16 protein-coding genes and 1 pseudogene are annotated in these 18608 nt (G+C 59.8%); 8 read left to right on the forward strand and 9 right to left on the reverse strand.

Annotated features, from left to right (window positions below):
* Positions 1-434 precede the first annotated feature (434 nt).
* Positions 435-1472 (forward strand): MBL fold metallo-hydrolase, encoded by a 1038-nt coding sequence (locus tag ACIPVK_RS19740; RefSeq protein WP_407613688.1) that lies wholly within the window; start codon positions 435-437, stop codon positions 1470-1472.
* A 223-nt stretch (positions 1473-1695) separates the two neighbouring features.
* Here the strand turns inward: ACIPVK_RS19740 and ACIPVK_RS19745 are convergent, their stop codons facing one another.
* From ACIPVK_RS19745 to ACIPVK_RS19775, 7 genes are all read right to left on the reverse strand, one after another.
* Positions 1696-2487, reverse strand: coding sequence for an enoyl-CoA hydratase (locus ACIPVK_RS19745; protein ID WP_407613689.1), 792 nt, complete (start codon positions 2485-2487; stop codon positions 1696-1698).
* Positions 2484-3728: a CaiB/BaiF CoA transferase family protein gene (locus ACIPVK_RS19750; protein ID WP_407613690.1), complete on the reverse strand. Its 1245-nt coding sequence runs from the start codon at positions 3726-3728 to the stop codon at positions 2484-2486. Before ACIPVK_RS19750 ends, ACIPVK_RS19745 begins: the two co-directional genes overlap by 4 nt.
* A gap of 86 nt (positions 3729-3814) precedes the next feature.
* Positions 3815-5923: a 3-hydroxyacyl-CoA dehydrogenase NAD-binding domain-containing protein gene (locus tag ACIPVK_RS19755; protein WP_407613691.1), complete on the reverse strand. Its 2109-nt coding sequence runs from the start codon at positions 5921-5923 to the stop codon at positions 3815-3817.
* On the reverse strand, positions 5920-6603 hold the full coding sequence (locus tag ACIPVK_RS19760) for a CoA-transferase (RefSeq protein WP_407613692.1): 684 nt from the start codon (positions 6601-6603) through the stop codon (positions 5920-5922). Before ACIPVK_RS19760 ends, ACIPVK_RS19755 begins: the two co-directional genes overlap by 4 nt.
* Positions 6600-7286, reverse strand: coding sequence for a 3-oxoacid CoA-transferase subunit A (locus ACIPVK_RS19765; RefSeq protein WP_407613693.1), 687 nt, complete (start codon positions 7284-7286; stop codon positions 6600-6602). The genes ACIPVK_RS19760 and ACIPVK_RS19765 overlap by 4 nt, the downstream gene beginning before the upstream one ends.
* Positions 7287-7307: 21 nt before the next feature.
* A complete protein-coding gene (locus ACIPVK_RS19770) occupies positions 7308-8462 on the reverse strand; it encodes an acetyl-CoA acetyltransferase (protein WP_407613694.1) in 1155 nt (384 codons plus the stop codon).
* On the reverse strand, positions 8459-8845 hold the full coding sequence (locus ACIPVK_RS19775; protein ID WP_407613695.1) for a Zn-ribbon domain-containing OB-fold protein: 387 nt from the start codon (positions 8843-8845) through the stop codon (positions 8459-8461). The genes ACIPVK_RS19770 and ACIPVK_RS19775 overlap by 4 nt, the downstream gene beginning before the upstream one ends.
* Positions 8846-9310: 465 nt before the next feature.
* Between ACIPVK_RS19775 and ACIPVK_RS19780 the strand changes: the two genes are divergently transcribed.
* The 5 genes from ACIPVK_RS19780 to ACIPVK_RS19800 all read left to right on the forward strand — a co-directional run bounded on the left by ACIPVK_RS19780 (position 9311) and on the right by ACIPVK_RS19800 (position 14302).
* The gene (locus ACIPVK_RS19780; RefSeq protein ID WP_407613696.1) at positions 9311-10081 is read left to right on the forward strand and encodes an ABC transporter ATP-binding protein; all 771 of its coding nucleotides are present in this window, start codon (positions 9311-9313) and stop codon (positions 10079-10081) included.
* 35 nt (positions 10082-10116) lie between these two features.
* Positions 10117-10980, forward strand: coding sequence for an ABC transporter permease (locus tag ACIPVK_RS19785; protein ID WP_407613697.1), 864 nt, complete (start codon positions 10117-10119; stop codon positions 10978-10980).
* Between the two features lie 47 nt (positions 10981-11027).
* Positions 11028-12122, forward strand: a complete 1095-nt coding sequence (locus ACIPVK_RS19790) for an ABC transporter substrate-binding protein (protein ID WP_407613698.1) — start codon at positions 11028-11030, stop codon at positions 12120-12122.
* A 2-nt stretch (positions 12123-12124) separates the two neighbouring features.
* Positions 12125-13297, forward strand: coding sequence for an acyl-CoA dehydrogenase family protein (locus tag ACIPVK_RS19795; protein WP_407613699.1), 1173 nt, complete (start codon positions 12125-12127; stop codon positions 13295-13297).
* Between the two features lie 354 nt (positions 13298-13651).
* Entirely contained in the window at positions 13652-14302 is a 651-nt protein-coding gene (locus ACIPVK_RS19800; RefSeq protein WP_407613700.1) for a MaoC/PaaZ C-terminal domain-containing protein, read from the forward strand.
* A 96-nt stretch (positions 14303-14398) separates the two neighbouring features.
* Here the strand turns inward: ACIPVK_RS19800 and ACIPVK_RS19805 are convergent, their stop codons facing one another.
* Together ACIPVK_RS19805 and ACIPVK_RS19810 are read right to left on the reverse strand one after the other, a co-directional pair.
* On the reverse strand, positions 14399-15331 hold the full coding sequence (locus tag ACIPVK_RS19805; protein ID WP_407613701.1) for a LysR family transcriptional regulator: 933 nt from the start codon (positions 15329-15331) through the stop codon (positions 14399-14401).
* A 351-nt stretch (positions 15332-15682) separates the two neighbouring features.
* Entirely contained in the window at positions 15683-16663 is a 981-nt protein-coding gene (locus ACIPVK_RS19810) for a LysR family transcriptional regulator (protein WP_407613702.1), read from the reverse strand.
* A gap of 124 nt (positions 16664-16787) precedes the next feature.
* Here ACIPVK_RS19810 and ACIPVK_RS19815 point away from each other — a divergent pair, with 124 nt between their 5' ends.
* Positions 16788-18125 (forward strand): MFS transporter, encoded by a 1338-nt coding sequence (locus ACIPVK_RS19815; RefSeq protein ID WP_407613703.1) that lies wholly within the window; start codon positions 16788-16790, stop codon positions 18123-18125.
* Positions 18126-18186: 61 nt separating this feature from the next.
* Positions 18187-18608 (forward strand): annotated as a pseudogene (locus ACIPVK_RS19820) (acyl-CoA dehydrogenase); the annotation flags it as partial.

Below are 18608 nucleotides of genomic sequence, written 5' to 3' on the forward strand. Positions count from 1 at the left end.
CCGGACGTGATTTTGCTCTTCCCATGGCCTGTCCCAATTCCTTGCGGGTGGTAGACGAAAACCCGCACACCCAAGAATGACACCATTTCCACAGAATATTAGCTAAGACAAAGTACTAGGCATCCAGTGAGAGTACGGCAGCGTGATAGCGACGACCACAACCACGGCACATGAAGGTTAATCATGTATCGTTTTGCTACGCAGCGGAGCCCGTCTCAGTTCAAGGGCGCGCCATCCAACAGGCCGATGTCCGGGCTGCGGAAAATCCCATCTCATGACACCAGCACGACATTTCACTGATGAGCGCACCAGCCCTTCCGAATAACATAACCTGGTCATATATTTTGGCAGATGTGCCACGGATATATATGGCCACCCATTGATCCGAAAGGACCACCGTGAGTTCCAGTGCTTCAACCTTCCAGCAGCCGTCGATGGCCCCCATCACGGTGACCGGCAAGGACCAGAGAACCGCCTGGCGGACCAATTCGATGCCGTCGTCAGAAAAACTGCGGGACGGGGCGTGGAGCATCCCGGTCGTCTTCCCCGGAAATCCAATGCGCTACACCCTCAGCTACCTGTTGCGCAGTGGCGACGATGCCATCCTCGTCGATCCCGGATGGGACAGTGACGCCGGCGAGAACCAGCTGCGCAGCGGATGCGCACAGGCAGGCATCGCGTTGGAAGACCTCACGGGCATCGTGGCAACCCACTACCATTCCGACCACCTTGGAATGGCGGGACGCATCCGGAGAATCAGCGGCGCCTGGGTGGCGATGGGCGAGCACGAATTCGTTGATGTGCAGACTTGGGACTCAACCGCCCGATATCAAGCGGAGCAAAACCGCCAGTACATCCTCTGGGGAACCCCTGATGATGTACTGGCCGACGTGGGCATGAACGACACCCGGGTCAGCCAGCTGACGCAACTGGCAACACCGGATGTGCGTCTGCGTGACGGCCAGCGGCTACCCGTGGCTGGGCTGGACATCGAGGTCATGCTGACCCCGGGCCACTCCCCCGGGCACATCTGCCTGATTGACTGGTCGCACGAGCTGATCTTCAGCGGCGACCACGTCCTGCCGCGGATCTCCCCACACATTTCCCTGGATCTGTCTGGATTGGAAGACCCTCTGCAGGCCTACTACAACTCGTTGGAGCGGATCGGTTTCGAGGACGATATGGAGGTCTGCCCCGCCCACGAGTACCGCTTCATCGGGATGCGGCGGCGGGTGGAGCAGCTAGTGGAACACAACCGCGCACGCTCCTCTGAGGTGCTCCAGGTGATCGCGGAGCATGCGCCGGATACGGTGTGGGAGGTGGCCCGACATCTGTCCTGGTCACGCGGTTGGAAGTCTCTTACCGCTCTGCCGCTGCGGCTGGCCGTTTCCGAGACCGCCGCCCACATCGAGCACCTCAAGCTGGCCGGACACCATCTCGGTATTCCCACGCGACTGGATCGCCGCGGGTAGCCTGCAGTGGTGCCGAGGTACAGCTACGTGTGGCCCACAACCTCGCCTCAACACGGCAATTTCCGCCGCGGCAAGCTCCAGCCCGACTCTCGTCCAACATCACGCCGCACTTCGAACGGCGAATATGGCAACAACAGTTGGCCACAAACAACCCAGGGGCCCACCGCAAAGCATGCGGCAGGCCCTCGAACTTCCCGGTTGGCGTTTGTCTACACTTTTCGCGCTACGTCGCGGATGACCCAGTGCGCTTCCGGTTTGCGAACTCCGACATCAGCCTCTGCGGCTGCCCGGTCTTGTAGGCTTCACTGAACGCCGTGACGCTTTGTTCCATGGCCTCGCTGGTCGTGAGTTCGTCCCAGCCGTTCATGAGTCGCTTTTGCTGGGCGAGAACTTCGCCGCCGATAGCCAGATACTTGTCGGCCCATCTGAGGATCTCCCGGTCCAGGTCGTCCAGTTCAACGACAGCGTCCACCAATCCCCAGCCCAGGGCCTTGTGCGCAGAGATCGGCTCGGCCGTCATCAGGAGCTGCGAGGCCCTGCCGCGGCCAATGAGCTGGGGAATCAGCACGGAATGGATCACGGATGGGATCCCCACCGCTACTTCCGGCATCCCCATCTGGGCACCTGAGTCCGCTACCCGAAGATCGCAGGCCACGGCCATTTCCAAGCCGCCGCCGAGGCACCAGCCTGCCATGCGTGCGATGACTGGCTGCGGTACGGATCTGATGGTCTCCCCCAAATCCATGAGCCCCCGAATGAACGAGCGTGCCATCTCGGGATCCAGTTCCGCCATTTCATGGATGTTCGCGCCACCGATGAATGCCTTGTCCCCGCTGCCGCGGAACACGATGACCCGCACGTCGCTGCGTTCTCCAAGTGCACGGAACACCTCGGTTAGCTCTGCGATGGCCTCTCGCCCGAGAACATTGACCGTTTTCGCATTGCGCAGGCAGACGGTGGCTACCTCTCCTGCAAGTGTCAGTTCCGTGTGGGTCGTTTCCTGAGTTACCGTCATTTCGAGTACTCCTTCATTTCTGCAATGACACCAGCGGACAGCAGCTCGTCAATTTCTTCGTGGCTCATACCGAGTTCCTCAAGAACGGTCCGGCTGTGCTCCCCCCGACCAGGTGGCGGTTGGATCTCCCGACCGCTAGGGGAAACTGTGGTGAGCGGATTGCGAACCATGGGAATCGTCCCGTGATCGGCGTGCTCGGCGTCCAGCCTCAGCTGGCGGTGCTTGACCTGAGGATGCTCGAAGACCTGTTCCAGGGTGTTGATCGGTCCCCATGGGACACCGACGGCGTCCAATTCGGCCTGCCACTGGGCGCTGGTCCTGTCCTTCAGCACCTCGGCCAGGATCGGCCTGAGTTGCGGCATATTGGCAAGCCTCTGGCTATTGGTGGTGAAGCGGGAATCCGTTGCCAGGTCCCCGCGCTCGGCTACCTTGCAGAATTGCCCAAATTGCCCGTCGTTTCCGATCGCGAGAATCATGAAACCGTCCCCGGTCTCAAAGACTTCATAGGGTGCACAATTCGGATGAGCATTCCCGGTGCGCTGTGGATTCTTGCCAGTCACTAGGTAGTTGGATCCCTGATTGGCGTTCATGGCCACGGCGACATCCAATAAGGCGATGTCGAGGTGTTGGCCTTGCCCGCTGACTAGGCGTTGGTAAAGTGCAGCCAACACCGCGGAGGTGGCGTACATTCCGGTCATCAGATCCACTACGGCCACCCCGGTGCGCAGGGGCATGGCTCCTGGCTGTCCATCCGGCAGGCCCGTATAGCTCATGAGTCCCCCCATGCCCTGGAAGACGTAGTCATAGCCGGGGAACTGCGCCATTGGTCCGGTCTGTCCGAAACCGGTGATTGACAGGTAGACCAGGTTTGGGTTGATTTCCCGCAATGCCTCGTAGTCGAGCCCGTACTTCCGGAGTGAACCGGTCTTGAAGTTCTCCACGACTACGTCCGCATCCCGGGCCAGGCGGCGGACGATTTCGGATCCCTCCGGGTCGGCAAAGTTTACTGCCAGGGAGCGTTTGCCGCGGTTGGCACTGATGAAGTAGGCGGAAAACCCGTCTTCTTCCGTGGTCCCGGCAAGGTAGGGATCTCCCCATCCGCGGGTGTCGTCCCCCAGTCCGGGGCTCTCCACTTTGAGCACTTCGGCACCCAGGTCGGACAGGTTCTGCGTGCACCATGGCCCAGCCATGATCCGGGAAAGGTCCAGGACCTTCACCCCGCTCAGCGATTGATACAACATGTGTTCTCCCGAGGTTGACCGTTCCCGTGCGGGAACCAGTCGAAAGTTGGTTTTGGATCACGTCCAAGTTGAAAATGCCGGTTCTGCTAGCTGCCGAAGGTGGTTTTGCCCTGGGCAACGAGTCTCGTGAGGAGGTTGGCTGGCTGCCAATGTTCGCCGTGCAGCTGGTGCAGATGCTCGATCTTTTCCAAGATTTTGGCCAGACCAACCTGCTCGGCGTAGTACATCGGTCCGCCCAGCGAGGCTGGGAACCCGTAGCCGTTGACGTAAACGACATCGATATCCGAAGCCCTGGCAGCAATCCCGTCGTCCAGGATCTTGGCACCCTCGTTGACAAGGGCCAGAACACAGCGGTCGACAATTTCCTCGCCGGTGATGTCCCTGCGTTCGATGGCCAGTTCCCGCGAGGTTTCAGCGATGACTTCCGCTGCCGAGTCGTCATCGAAGCGCAGCCTGTTGCCCGGCTCGTATCGGTAGTAGCCGGCACCCGACTTCCTGCCGAATCTGCCTGCCTCACAGATGCGGTCCGCGACCAGAGGATAGCGCAGGTCCTTGCGACGCGTGGGAGCCAGCCGCTTGCGGGTGGCCCAGTTGATGTCCAGTCCCGCCAGATCGGCCGTGGCCAGGGGGCCCATGGCCATGCCGAAACCTTCCATCGCGGCGTCGACCTCGGCCGGTTGTGCGCCTTCCTCAAGGAGGAACCATGCTTCGCGCCAGTACGGGGTCAGCATTCGGTTTCCGACAAATCCCTCGCAGACACCCACTACCACGGGGGTCTTGCCGATTTGCTTGGCCATCGCGAGTGCCGTCTTGAGCACGGCGGGGGAAGTTTGCTCACCCCGAGCCACCTCAAGGAGGCGCATCACGTTGGCCGGGCTGAAGAAGTGCAGCCCGACTACATCGCCGGGACGCTCCGTTGCCCTGGCGATCTCGTTGATATCCAGTCTCGATGTGTTGGAAGCCAGAACGGCACCCGGTTTGCACACCGCGTCCAGCTCCGCGAAAATCTGTTGCTTCAGTTTCATATCCTCAAAGACCGCTTCGATCACCATGTCAACGTCCTTGGCATCCATGAGGGTTGAGGAGAAGGTGATGCGCTTGAGCCGCTGAGTCACTTCCCCCTGGGTGATTTTCCCGCGGCTCATTGATACCGAATAGTTCTCCTCAATCATTGAGCGGCCACGCGCCAGGCCTTGTTCGCTCACATCGATGAGGGTCACTTCGATCCCGTTGTTGGCACATGCCATCGCGATTCCGCTGCCCATGGTCCCCGCACCTATGATAGCGATTGTCTCGCAGGAGCGTGCTGCGATATCACTGTCAATGCCCGGCACTTTTAAGGCTGCCCGCTCCGCGGCGAACAGATGGCGCAGGGCCAGCGACTCGGTGCTGTCGACCAAGTTGTCGAAGATGCTCCGTTCAAAATCCAGGCCGGCTTCGAACTGCGCTGCGGTGGAGGCCTCGACCGCTTCAATGACCGCAAGTTGCGCTTTTTCGTTGCGGGAGTTCTTCCTGACGCCGGCCCGCTGAAGCTCGAAATCAACCCCGTGAGTCGAGGGGTTGGGCAGGTCTGCCACCCGGGGGTGTTGGCCGATGTGCAGCGAACGGGCGAAGACGAGTCCGGCTTCTAGTGCCGGTCCGCTGAAAAGTTCATCAACGGCGCCCAGCTCCAAGGCATTCCTCGAGGACACGCGACGCCCTGACTGAATGATGTCCAGCGCCCCCTCCAAACCGATGAGTCGGGGAAGCCGTTGGGTGGCTCCGCCTCCCGGAACCAATCCCAGGTTAACTTCGGGCAGGCCGATCGTGGCATCGCGCTCCATGATCCTATAGTGGCAACCCAACGCCAGTTCCAGCCCACCGCCGAGTGCAAAACCATGAATCGCTGCGATCACCGGCACCTCGGAGGCGGCGATGGATTCGACGATCTTGCGCAAACTTGGCTGGGCACTCGCAGCCGGTGTGTTGAACTGGCTGATGTCCGCCCCTCCGCAAAATGCCCTGCCCTCCCCGATGATAACAATGGCGCGGACACCTTCGGCCTGGCTCCTGGCGATCCCGTCCGCCACTCCGCGTCGGACCTCGTGCCCGATCCCGTTCACGGGTGGGTTGCTGATCTGCAGCACTGCAACGTCCCCATGGACCGAGAGCTCCACGGCCTCCGTCAGGACAACCTGCTCGCTATGCGTCGTCACTTTAGAACCTTCCATTCCATGGCAACTTCCGAAACCTCGATTTTCGAAAAATCAAGCGGCGCTGCGGTCACTGATTCGAGATATCCGCGGGTGACCCCGGCAGTCAGTTCGATAACCGAGAAACCCGATGGCGACACCTCCAGGGTGGCCAGGTCCGTGTAGACGCGGCTGACGGCCCCGGCCCCTGTTAACGGCAGCGAGCAGTGCTCGACCAGCCGCGACCTGCCCTGCTTGGTCGTGTGTTCCATGACGACGTATACATTGCGTGCTCCCACGACCAGATCCATCGCTCCGCCCACTGCCGGTGCAACACCTTCCTGGTCCAGCGACCAGTTGGCGATATCCCCTTGGCTAGAGACCTCGTAAGCACCGAGTATCGAATAGTCGATATGCCCACCGCGCATCATCGCGAAGGAGTCTGCATGGTGGAAGAACGCAGCGCCGGCAGTGATCCCCACGGGCAGCTTGGCCGCGTTGGTCAGATTTCCGAGCTGCTCCTCCCCGGGATCCAGCTGACGCATGCCGAGAATGCCGTTTTCGCTGTGGATGATCACATCGTCTTCGGTCGTCCAATGTTCAAGTGCCAGCACGGGCATGCCGATTCCCAGGTTCACGTAGGATCCCGCCGGGATGTCCCGGACGACCTTGGCAACGATTTGCCCTGTGCTCAACTTGTTCATGCTCGATCTCCTGCTAACGCTGTTTCGGCAATTACGAGAACATCCACGAAAATGCTCGGCGTAACGATGACTTCCGGGTCGAGTTCACCCAATGCCACCCTGGAGCCGACTTGGACGATGGATTTTGTAGCGCCCATGCACATGATCGGCCCGAAGTTCCTGGCCGCCTGGTCGTAGATCAGGTTGCCCCAGGGGTCGGCTGCCTTGGCTTGGACGAGCGCGTAATCGGCAGGCAGCGCTTCCTCGAAAACCTGTCCTTTGCCCTGGAAGATCCTAGTTTCCTTTCCGTCACCCAGCCGCGTTCCATAGCCGGTCGGCGTGAAGAAGCCGCCGATACCAGCACCGGCCGCGCGGATCCGCTCGGCCAGTGTGCCCTGGGGAACACATTCATATTCGATGGCCCTGTTCGAATAGGCCGTCTCAAAGGCATGGCTCTCGGCACCGCGGGGGAACGAGGCGATGAGTTTCCTGACCCGCCCACGGCGGATCAGCCGTGCCAGGCCTTCATCCCCCGAACCGCTGTTGTTGCAGATGACCGTCAGGTCCTGGGCACCTTGGCGTTCCAGTGCATTCAACAGTTCAAGCGGCTGGCCGGCAATGCCGAACCCGCTCACGTATATGGTCGCTCCGTCCCGGATGTCGGCTACTGCTTCATCCAGGGACCCTGCAAATTTGTCGATCATTGTTTCAAATCTCCTATTGGTTCAGGCCCTGGCCAGGATTGCCGTGGCTTCGCTGGACAGCACCCCGCCGTTTCCGTGCACGAGCGCCGTCTGGCAGGAATCCACCTGCCGTGCCCCGGCCTCGTTGCGCAGCTGGGTGACGGCCTCGACCACAAGAAACGCGCTGTACATTCCCGGGTGGCCACACGACAGTCCGCCTCCGTTGGTATTCATGGGAAAACCTCCACCGGGGGCGATACGGCCGTCCGAGACGAACGACCCACCTTCCCCCTTGCCGCAAAACCCAAGATCTTCCAGGAAGAGAATCGGGGTGATCGTAAATGCGTCGTACAACTGCACGACATCGATATCCGAGGGGCGCATTCCCGCCTCCTTGAATGCCTGGCGACCGGACTCCGCCGCCGGCGTCACCGTCAGGTCGGCCATGGACGAAATCTGGCGGTGCTGGTGGGAATGTCCCACACTAAGAACCTCGATCGGTAGCGGATGCCGGTTACGGGCGACACTGGTCTTCGAAACCACGAAGGCGGCCGCGCCGTCGGTCACAAGACAACAGTCCAACGCCGTTAGCGGGTCCGAAATCATCGTCGAGGACAGAACCTCGTCGATTGTCAACGGGGTCCTCTTGAAGGCATCGGGATTCAGCATGGCCCACTTGCGCGCCGCAACTGCGACTTCGGCAAGCTGCTCCCTGGTGGTGCCGAACTCGTGCATATGACGGCCGGCCGCAAAGGCATAGCTGGATGTCGGATTGAAGGCCTTATAGGGGTGCTCGTAGAGTTGCGGATCGAGTTGCGCGCGCATGTTGTTGACGGCGGTGCTGCTCGGTGCGCTGCGCGGGGTTGCACCGTAGCAAACCAAGACGTTTTCGCACAGGCCGGCGTTGATCGCCAAGCGGGCAACGAGAAGGTCGGCAATGAACGACGAGCCTCCAAACATGGTGCTGTCGGAAAACTTCGGAGTGATTCCGAGGTACTCGGCCATGCGCATCACCCACCACGGCGAGGTTAAGCTGGAGGTAATCAGGCCATCGATGTCGCTCATCTTCAAACCGCTCGCGGCGACTGCTTGGTGGGAAGCCCGCGCGATGATCTCCTGCTCGCTCAGACCACCGGCGTGGCCCATTCCTGCCAGCCCTGTTCCCAGGATACTAATTGTCTCGGACGAATTGTTCATAACTTCTTGGCCTCCGGCACGAATACAAGCAGCGGATCTCCGTTGTCGATTTCTATGCGAGATGAAACGGGAAGACCGATCTGCACATCTCCCGGTGCGATTCCCTCGACCCGGCTCATCATTCGAGGTCCTTCCTGCAGGTCGATAAGGGCAACGTTGTAATCCCCGGTCTTCCTCCGAACGACCGTGGTGGCGTAGACCGTTCCTTTCCCGGACGGTAAAATCCAAGCCAGGTCGGGTGATCCGCAATGCGGACACAGGATTCGCGGGTAGAAATGGAATTTTTCACAATCGTTGCAATGCGGGATCTCGAAATGACCCGCGGCCAGTGACTCGAAGTATCGGCTATCGACACCGCCGTCCGCGTATTTCTTGTATCGCATCAATTCCAACCTTCTCCGACGTCTTATCGACAATCTCGCTCGGCACACGACCGGTATGCACACCGTTATTCCGATTAGTGTTGCGATGCCAGGCCATCAAATTCTGTTTCAAGACTATTGACCTGCGCCTATGGTGACCATCACAACGTTTTCAACAGCTCGTGCGGGTTTTTCGAACACCCCTTGGCCTAGCACCACCCCCGGTTTCGACTGCCGGCAACGGCATGCGGGAATTCCGCACGCCCCGTTCAAATATTTCGGATGGATACCTGGGAGCGGCCAGCCATAGGATCGAAGCATCAACTGGTGCTGCAGCTCACATTTGGAGCATTGCCGCCTCGAGCAAGCGAGAACTGGTGTAGCACAATCAACATCTGCTGCATACGAACGATCAGTTCCTCCTGCGACCTTCGTGCGCGGCACCCTGCGCCGACAATGATTTTCTAGTTCACAAGGAGACTGACCATGGCCGTTGGAATTGACCTCAAGGATGTTTCAAAAACGTATGAAACATCCAAGTCCACGCCCATACTTGCGCTAACCAATACCGATCTGACGTTGCGTCCCGGTGAGTTTTTTTCCCTGGTTGGTCCAAGTGGCTGCGGCAAGTCCACACTACTGAACATGATTGCTGGGCTGTTGCCTACTTCAACCGGGGATATCCATATTGGTTCCGATAAGATCGTCAAGCCGCAGCGAAGTACCGGAATCGTGTTCCAGCATGCGACGTTGCTGCGATGGCTGACGGTTCTGGAAAACGTCTTGCTTCCCTCAAAGATTGCGGGCACGCTCGACTCCAAAACCCGCGCATTGGCAGAGCAGTACCTTGAGCTTGTTGGTCTGGGGCACACCAAGCACAGGTATCCGCCCGAGCTTTCCGGTGGCATGCAGCAGCGAGCCGCAATCGTTCGATCCCTGGTGTCCAACCCGGGCGTGCTGCTGATGGATGAACCGTTCAGTGCCTTGGACGAATTCACCCGCGAAACGCTCCAAGACGAATTGATGCGCCTCTGGACCGATCAGCCCAAGACAGTGGTGTTCGTGACCCACAACATTGCCGAGGCCGTGTACTTGTCGGACCGTGTAGGCATCATGAGCGCCCGCCCGGGGAAGCTAGAAGCCGTGGTGGACATTCCCCTCGACCGTCCGCGTTTGCCGGAGCTGCGTTCCCAATCGCACTTCTACGAAATCGTCGGGGACATCCGACGCCAGATTGATCCAGGAAACTCAAAATGACTTTGCATCCCATTAAAACCAGGAGCTCCGAGACAATGCATAGCGAAACTGTGGATCGGACGGGTTTCGAAACGGCTCAACAACCGAAGGCCGTTTCACGCTCATCCCGCCCGTCCCCACCACGATCAACAGACCAAGCCACCCAAATCGGCAAGAAATTCGGCCTCCCCTTGGTTGTCCTAGCCATTATTCTCGCGCTTTGGTACTGGACCACGGCCGCAAAGAAGGTCAGTCCGCTACTGGTGCCGCCACCGGACCAGGTCTGGTCCGCCTTGGTCTCCGGAGTGTTTGAGGGGCTCTGGTGGTCCCACATCGGCACCACCCTGTACGAAATGGTCGCCGGGTTCGGCATCGGCGTTGTCGCCGGGCTGGTCATCGGGGCATTGTTTGCTTTCATGGCCACCCTGTACCAGGCATTCTATCCATTTGTCATAGCATTGCAGTCGTTTCCCAAGGTAGCCATCGCGCCGCTGCTGGTTGTCGCATTGGGTTACGGCCCTGAACCAAAAATCATCGTTGCCGCACTGCTGGCTTACTTCCCAGTGATGTCAGCGGCGATCGCAGGCTTCACAAACGTGAATCCGGAGGAACACAAGCTGATGAGGGCGAACCAAGCCAACAAATGGCAGGAACTTCGCTACCTGAGGCTCCCCAATGCCATGTCTTACGTATTTCCGTCCTTCGATGTCGCGGTCGTCATGGCGCTGCTTGGCGCCGTCGCGGCCGAGCTAGTCGGTGCCCAAGCCGGTCTAGGTTACCTGCTGATGGAGCGCCAGGCATTCGGCGATTCCGCTTCCATGTATGCCGCACTGATCCTGTTGGCCATCATGGGCATCACCTTGCGTTCGGCGGCCCAAGGCCTGCGCAGCATCCTTCCGCGCAGCATCGTTCCCCGCTGATCCGTAGTTAACCGCACCCACTATCCACGTCGAGAAAAGGCCAATTCATGAGTATCAAGAACCTCACCCCGAAAGTACTGACAGTCCTTGCCGCCGGTGCCGCGCTTCTGCTGACCGCTTGCGGTGGGCCGAGCAGTGCCGAAGGAAGTGCTGACAAGTTCGTCTATGATGTCGGCTCCGCCAGCTCCACCGTGGCAATGGCGCCATATACGACGACCCCGCAGGAAATGGGTTATTGGAAGGACCAAGGTCTGGAAGTTGATGTGGTTTTCTCCAAGGGATCTTCCGCTGCCTTGCAGTCGGTATTGGGCGGAAGTGCCGATATCGCCGTCTCGGGAACCAACACCACCTACTCGGCGGCCTTGAAAAACCCCGAGTTAAGAATCGTTTCCTTCACACCTAAGAACGTCTGGCGAGTGGCGGTCAACAACGACAGCACGGTCCAGTCCGTGAAAGATCTTAAAGGCAAATCAATCGGGGTCATTTCGATGACCTCGGGCAGCTACATGTATGGACGCTCGATCGTACAGGCCGCAGGACTCAACCCGGATTCGGATGTCACGTGGTTGCCGATCGGCGACGGAACCCAGGCCACCGAGGCCATTGAATCGGGCCGTGTGGAAGCCTATTCATCCTACGACGGTCCCCTGGATGTGGTGGGACAGTTGACCAAGGATGGCCTGCGCCCGCTGGAATCCCCGCTCGATGCCGTGGCTGGTTCGCTCGGGTACGTCGTGACCGCAAAGACGCTCGAAGAGCGACCCGAGGCGATCGAGAAGTTCCTTCGCGGAACCTACGAGGGGTTTGCATTCACCGAGTTCAATCCGGAGGCAGCCATTGAAATGTACTGGGGCCAGCATCCCGAACAGAAACCAGCGAACATGTCCAGTGAGGAAGCGATTGCGGCCACCATCGAGAACACAGAAAACTCATGGAAGAACCGCACCGCAGTTGGCGACGAAAAGCTCTATGGCTATCTGGATGATGCCAGCCTTAAGCTGGCTTCCGACTACTTCACCAAGTACGAGATTGTCGAAGGCAACATCAATCCGTCAGAGACGGTAGACATGTCGATCACCCAAAAGGCCAATGAATTTGACAAGAACAAAGTGAAGTCCGACGCCGAAAACTGGAAGAAATAGCAATGTCTGACTTCTACCGACTCGACCAGCAGTTATCCGACGATGAGCGGAAGATCGTCAAGGCCGTTCAGGCGTTCGTCAGCGATGATGTGTTGCCGGTCATCAACGACTTCTGGGAACGCGCGGAATTCCCGCACCACCTTGTGCCGGCGATAGCTAACCTCGGGATCGTGGGCGGCACCGTCGAGGGCTACGGCGCAGCGGGCCTTTCGCATCTCGCAACGGGATTGGTCACCCGCGAGCTATCTCGTGGCGACGGCTCCATCAACGCGTTTTTTGGGGTACATTCAGGGCTGTCGATGGGCACCATCGATCTGTTGGGAAGCGAAGAACAAAAACAACGTTGGCTTCCAGCAATGGCTCGTTTGGAGAAGATCGGGGCATTCGGCCTTACTGAGCCGAACCACGGATCCGACTCGGTGGCTTTGGAAACCACGGCCGCTCGCAATGGGGATACTTGGGTCATCAATGGCAAGAAACGCTGGATCGGCAACGCGTCCTTCGCCGATCTTGTCATCATCTGGGCACGTGATACAGCCGATTCACGCGTCAAGGCCTTCGTTGTCGAGCAGCCGGATGGCGACGAGTCGGTTCCGGGGTACACAACGGAAATCATCACCGGAAAGATTGGCAAGCGTGCCGTCCTGCAGCCGGATGTCTTCTTGGAAAACGTTCAGGTGGCCGAGTCCAATAGACTGGTCCATGCAGAATCGTTCCGTGATGTGAGCAGGGTGCTCACGCGAACCCGCGGCGGGGTTTCGTGGGAGGCAGTCGGACATGCGATGGCCTGCTACGACGTTGCGGTGTCCTACACCGGATCACGCGAACAATTCGGCAAGCCCATCGCCAGTTTCCAGCTAGTGCAGAATCGGCTGGCCTGGATGCTGACCGAACTGACGGCGATGCAGTTGATCTGCCAGCGGATGGCCGACCTGCAGGCGCAAGGTGAATGGACCGTGGAAATGGCCTCTATGGCGAAGATGCATACTTCCAGCAAGGCACGGGAGATCTGTTCTTCGGCAAAGGAACTACTTGGAGGCAATGGCTTGCTGTTGGAACACCATGTCGCCCGGCACCTAACCGACATGGAAGTGGTCCACACCTACGAGGGCACCGAGTTCATGCAGTCGCTTATCCTGGGGCGCGAGATCACCGGGATCTCGGCCTTCGTCTGATTTTGAATCCTGCTGCCAAACGCCTGGCCGATTTCTCGGCCGGGCGTTTGGCATGACATCACTATGAGCACCGGTGGCTTGCGCCATGAGCCCCTGCCGTAGTCCCGATCCCTTTTCTCTGGAGGAGAATCACATATGCCTTCCGAATTCACCGTGAAGCCAAACCTCACACAGCGAGTCTTTCCGCGTAGCATCGTCAGGTGGGACCGAAAGGATGTGCAGACCTACAGGGATAGCGTGCAGACGGACTGGCGAGACGTGGCATCGCCATGCCAAACGGCTGGCGAAAGACCGCCTGTTTTTGAGGCGGTCCCCGGTTCATTCGGAAACATTCTTGGACGGGGCCAGGTTCCCGTGACCGCGTTCGGCGACTATCCACTCTCCGCGGTGGTCCACGCGCAGCAATCGCTGAGCATCCCGCGCCCGCTGGATTTCTGTGGCGAACTGGTTGTCGAGACGCGCGTCCTTTGGGTGAAAGCGACCCGGAGAGGTGCATTCGTGGGTGTCCGGTCAATTGCCGCCGATCAGTTGACAGCAACGGAGGCGGTTCAGTTAACCCGCACCATTTTTGTCAAGGATGCCCACGCCCAAGACGAGGGAACTGCTGCCCTGAACGACTCCACGGTGCCGGAGAACCGACCGCCTGATTTCGAGATGACGGGCAAGACCTCCAACAGCCAGGCCGTGCTGTTCGCGCAAAACGGCGACAATAATCCCATTCACCTGGATCCGGTGATGGCACGGGCTCGAGGATTCGAACGCCCCATATTGCACGGGCTCTGCACGTTGGGAATCGCTGATCGTCTTTTCTCGGGACGCAGCTCCCCCGCACCGGCAGGAACCGTCATGGCGATGCGTTGTCGGTTTGTTGCCGAAGCCTACCCCGGCAGCAAGTTGGTAGCGAAGGCCTGGCGGTCTCGCGGTCGACTCGATTTCCAAGTCTACAGTGATAACCTGCTGGTCATAGACCATGGTCAAATGTCATTCTCGATACCGGGCGAATAGAGGGTCCTCCCAAGAGTTTCATCGCCCCCCTGCGACACTCACACCTACGCGGCCAAGTCAGCGTATGTGTCCGTCTCCCTCTTGGCTTCCGCACGCTCATGCGACGGTTTCCGAAGGACCTGACTCGCTTTCCGTACGGTCTGCCACGTCCGTAACCAGGAAATCGGTCAGCCGCTGGACATGGTCGGGTATGGTTGCACCAGCCGCGGTCACGATGACAAGATCCCGCCGGGCCCAAGCCTCATCCAGTTTGACCGCTGAGACACTCCCCTTGGCTATTTGCTTGGCAGCCACTGTCCTGGGAACCATGGCAATTCCCACGCCCTCAGCGACGAGTCCAAGTGCGCTACTGAAACCCATCGCATGGATCCTGACGTTGAGTCGCCCGCCGGCTTGTCTGACTGTCGAGGACAGAAAAAGGAAATTACTGCTGGACCGTTCAACACTGACGAAGTCATACTCCATGGTGTCGATCAGCTGCACACTGTCCTGCCCGCTTAACGGATGGCCCAGTGGGGTGACGATAACCAACTCATCGGTGACGTACGGAAGGACATTTACATTAGACACGTCAGAGACGCTGGCCAGAATCCCGACCTCCGCGTCCCCGGTAACCACCGACGGAATAATTTTTTGGCTTGCCATTTCCTCCAAATGAATATTGATGCTGGAATTCGCTGCCAAATATTTTCCGATGCTGGGGACAACAAAACCATTCAAGGAACTGCTGTTGGCCAGCAAACGCACGTTGCGACTTTGGTCACTGGCATACCTGCTGATATCGCTGTCCATGCCTTCCGTCGTGGACAGGACCTGCTCTACATAACCCAGTGCTGATTCGCCAGCCTGCGTCAACGTCATCCCCTGCGGCGTTCGATGGAAAAGTGATGTTCCCATCGCTTTCTCAAGGTTCTTGAGTCGGTAACTGGCTGACGACGCGCTCATATAAAGGGATGACGCGCCCGCTGACAGATTCTGGGCTTCGGCAATCGCGAAGAACAGTCGCAAGTCGGTTAGTTCATATCGCAATATTTAGTTCCTTAGACGATTCCTACGAGTGATGCAAGGAAAGTACCGACTTCATCATAATGATCCCAATGGCCTAAGTCACTTTGATGAATAGGCGCCGGCACACCAGACGTTCCGGACGTAACGCCCGCCTGAAATCGCCGACCCCACCGCGCCCCCCTCACCACGCAGAAGCAGCTGCAGGCATTTTTTAGGCTGCGCGCATGGATGCGGCGATTCGGGCGAACCGCGCACTGGCTATACGTGCGGCCACGATAAGTCCTTGATTTTTCCTTCTAGAGCTCGACCCAACCTTCCTGTCAACCATCTGGGGTGCGCCGCCGCGTGATCGAGATTTCTTCTGCGCGAAGATCACGGCAACCGCCGACCATTAGAGGGCCTTGGCGGGATGCCGTAAGTCAGTGGCAATTGGATCGGAAATGCATTCCTTGCCAGTTCCACTACCGTCCGCAGGGCCAACGACGGGTTGGTGTCCCGCCATGCCAGGGCGATGGGCAACACCATGTCAACGTCGACTAGTTGCCTATAGGCGACTCCGTCGACCTGGATATGGCGGGAGGAGGAGACGACGATCGAGACCCCCACCCCGGCACCGACCAAGGCCAGCAGGCTATAGGGGTCCGGGGCGTCTTGGGCGATGTGCGGCACGAAGCCCGCGGCGGCGCAGATCGAGGTCATGGCGTTGCGCACCCGAGATCCGTGCGTGGCCGGGTATGCGATGAAACGCTGGTCGTGCAGGGCCTCGACGCTAACCTTCTCTTCCCCGGCCAGCGCGTGGTCTGCGGGCAGCGCGACCATCAGGGTCTCATTGCTCACCAACAGCGTCGAGATGCCCCCGGGGACCGGCGAACTGACCACGCCCAGGTCGATCTCGCCGTCCCGCAACTTGGACAGGGCCTCTCCGGAATACATTTGCGGTTGCAGGGCAAGGCTGATTCCGGGGTGCTCCCGGGACACCCCGCGGGCCAACGCGGAAAGGATCGAGTATCCGGTGGTTCCGGCGAAGCCGATCTTGACGGTGCCGATCTCGCCCTGCTGGGCCGAGCGGGCGATGCGCTTGACGCCGTCGACCTGGTCGTGGATGGCCCGGGCCGGATCCACCAGAGCCTCGCCCGAGGGGGTCAGGCGGACTTTGCGCGTGGTTCGCTCGAACAGCTCGGTTCCCAGTTCCTTCTCGAGCACGCGGATCATCCGGCTCAGTGCGGGCTGGGCCATGACCAGCTTCTCGGCCGCCCGGCCGAAATGCAGCTCCTCGGCCACGGCCAGGAACGCCTCGAATTGCCGTATTTCCATCCCCGACCCGCCTCCCATGGCACCCGTTTGGAACGCCATTCTATTATTCTACATTCCGCAATAATGGTGCACCAACTATGTCTTGGACTCCAACGATCAATGGTGACAGAGTGATGTCAGACACAGGAAGCAAGTGGGCTCCCTCACCGTTCGGAGGAACATCGTGAGCATCAGAAATGCATCAACGTCGGACGCGCCGACGGTCGCCGGCATCGATCCAAAGCAGGGACGCAAGGCAGGAATCGCCGCCTTCGTGGGAACCACCATCGAGTGGTTCGACTTCTACATCTACGGCACCGCCTCGGCCCTCGTGCTGGGCAAGCTGTTCTTCCCCGAGGCTTCCGCAGCCATCGGCACCCTGGCCGCCTTTGCAACCTTCGCCGTCGGCTTCCTGGCCCGCCCGCTGGGCGGAATCATCTTCGGGCACTTCGGCGACAAGTTCGGCCGCAAGAACACCGTCATCACCACGCTGTTGCTCATGGGAGCCGCAACCGTCGGCGTCGGCCTGCTGCCGACCTACGCACAGATCGGCGTCGCCGCCCCGATCCTGCTGATCCTCCTGCGCGTGATCCAGGGCGTGGCCATGGGCGGGGAATGGGGAGGCGCGGTGCTCATTGCCACCGAGTTCGCTCCCCCGAAGAAGAAGATCCTCTACGGCGCCTTCGCCCAGCAGGGCTCGCCCGTGGGCAACTTGCTGGCGACTCTGGCCTTCCTCGGCCTGACTTTCTTGAGCAACGAGGCATTCAACTCCTGGGGCTGGCGCCTGCCCTTCCTGGCCTCCGCCGTGCTGATCATCATCGGTCTCTACATCCGCCTGCACATCACCGAAACCCCGGAAATGGTCAAGGCCGTCGAGTCCAAGTCCCAGAAGCGCGTGCCGCTGGCCGAATTGATGAAAGACCACTGGCGCGTGGTGCTGTTGGGCGTCGGCGCCGTGGTTGCCGGCGTGGCCATCACCTACGTGAAGACCACCTTCGCCCTGTCTTGGGCCACCAAGGACCTGGGCTTCGGACGCACCGAATTCCTGCAGATCATCACCGTCGCCCTGGTCGCCCAGGTCGTGATCCAGCCCTTCGGCGCCATCCTCGCTTCCAGGATCGACGTGAAGAAGGCCGTGCTGTGGATGCTCCTGCCGGAGATCGTACTGCTGCCGCTGATGTTCTTCATGATCCAGACCGGCAACTTCGCCCTGGCCATGATCGGCATGGTCCTGGCCACCGCACCGCACGCCATGTACTACTCGGCCCTGGCCGGGGTGCTGGCCCAGCTCTTCCCCACCCACATCCGCTACACCGGGATCTCCGTGGCCTACCAGCTCTCCACCGCTGTCTTCGCCGGCACCGCCCCCTTCGTTTCCCAGGCGCTGCTCACCTCCACCGGATCGATCTGGCCCGTGGTGTTCCTGGCCCTGGGCTACGTGCTGCTGTCCATCATCTGCATGAGCATCCTGCTGCGCGGCAAGGCCTGGGCAAACCGCGAAGCCGACGCCGTCACCAACTAACCGCCGGGCTCCGGCCGCATCCCGCACTCTCACTTCAAATCTTGAAAGACACGTGAAAACGATGAATTTTGCCACCAGCGACCCGGCCCTGCTGCCCCTCGTCGAACGCTACCTGAACACCGAGGACAAGGACCTGCTGGTACCGGTCCTCACCAGCCTCGGCGAGGACGCAGCCACCCGCCTTGCTCCCCTGGCCGATACGGCCGACAAGAACAAGCCGACCCTGGAGCACTTCGACCGCGACGGCAACCGCGTGGATGAGATCACCTACCACCCCAGCTACATCGAGCTCTCGAAGGCCGCCTACGAGACGTACGGCCTCTCGGCGCTCTCGCACCGCGGCATCCACGGCTGGGAGAACACTCCCCCGCACCTGGCCAAGTACGCCATGAGCTACGTCTTCGTGCAGGCCGAGTTCGGCCTGGCCTGCCCGGTCTCGATGACAGATGCCGCGGCCCGCACGCTGCGCAAGTTCGGCGATCC

Origin of the sequence: Paeniglutamicibacter sp. MACA_103, from assembly GCF_045798555.1 — a bacterium.
Lineage (GTDB): Bacteria > Actinomycetota > Actinomycetes > Actinomycetales > Micrococcaceae > Paeniglutamicibacter.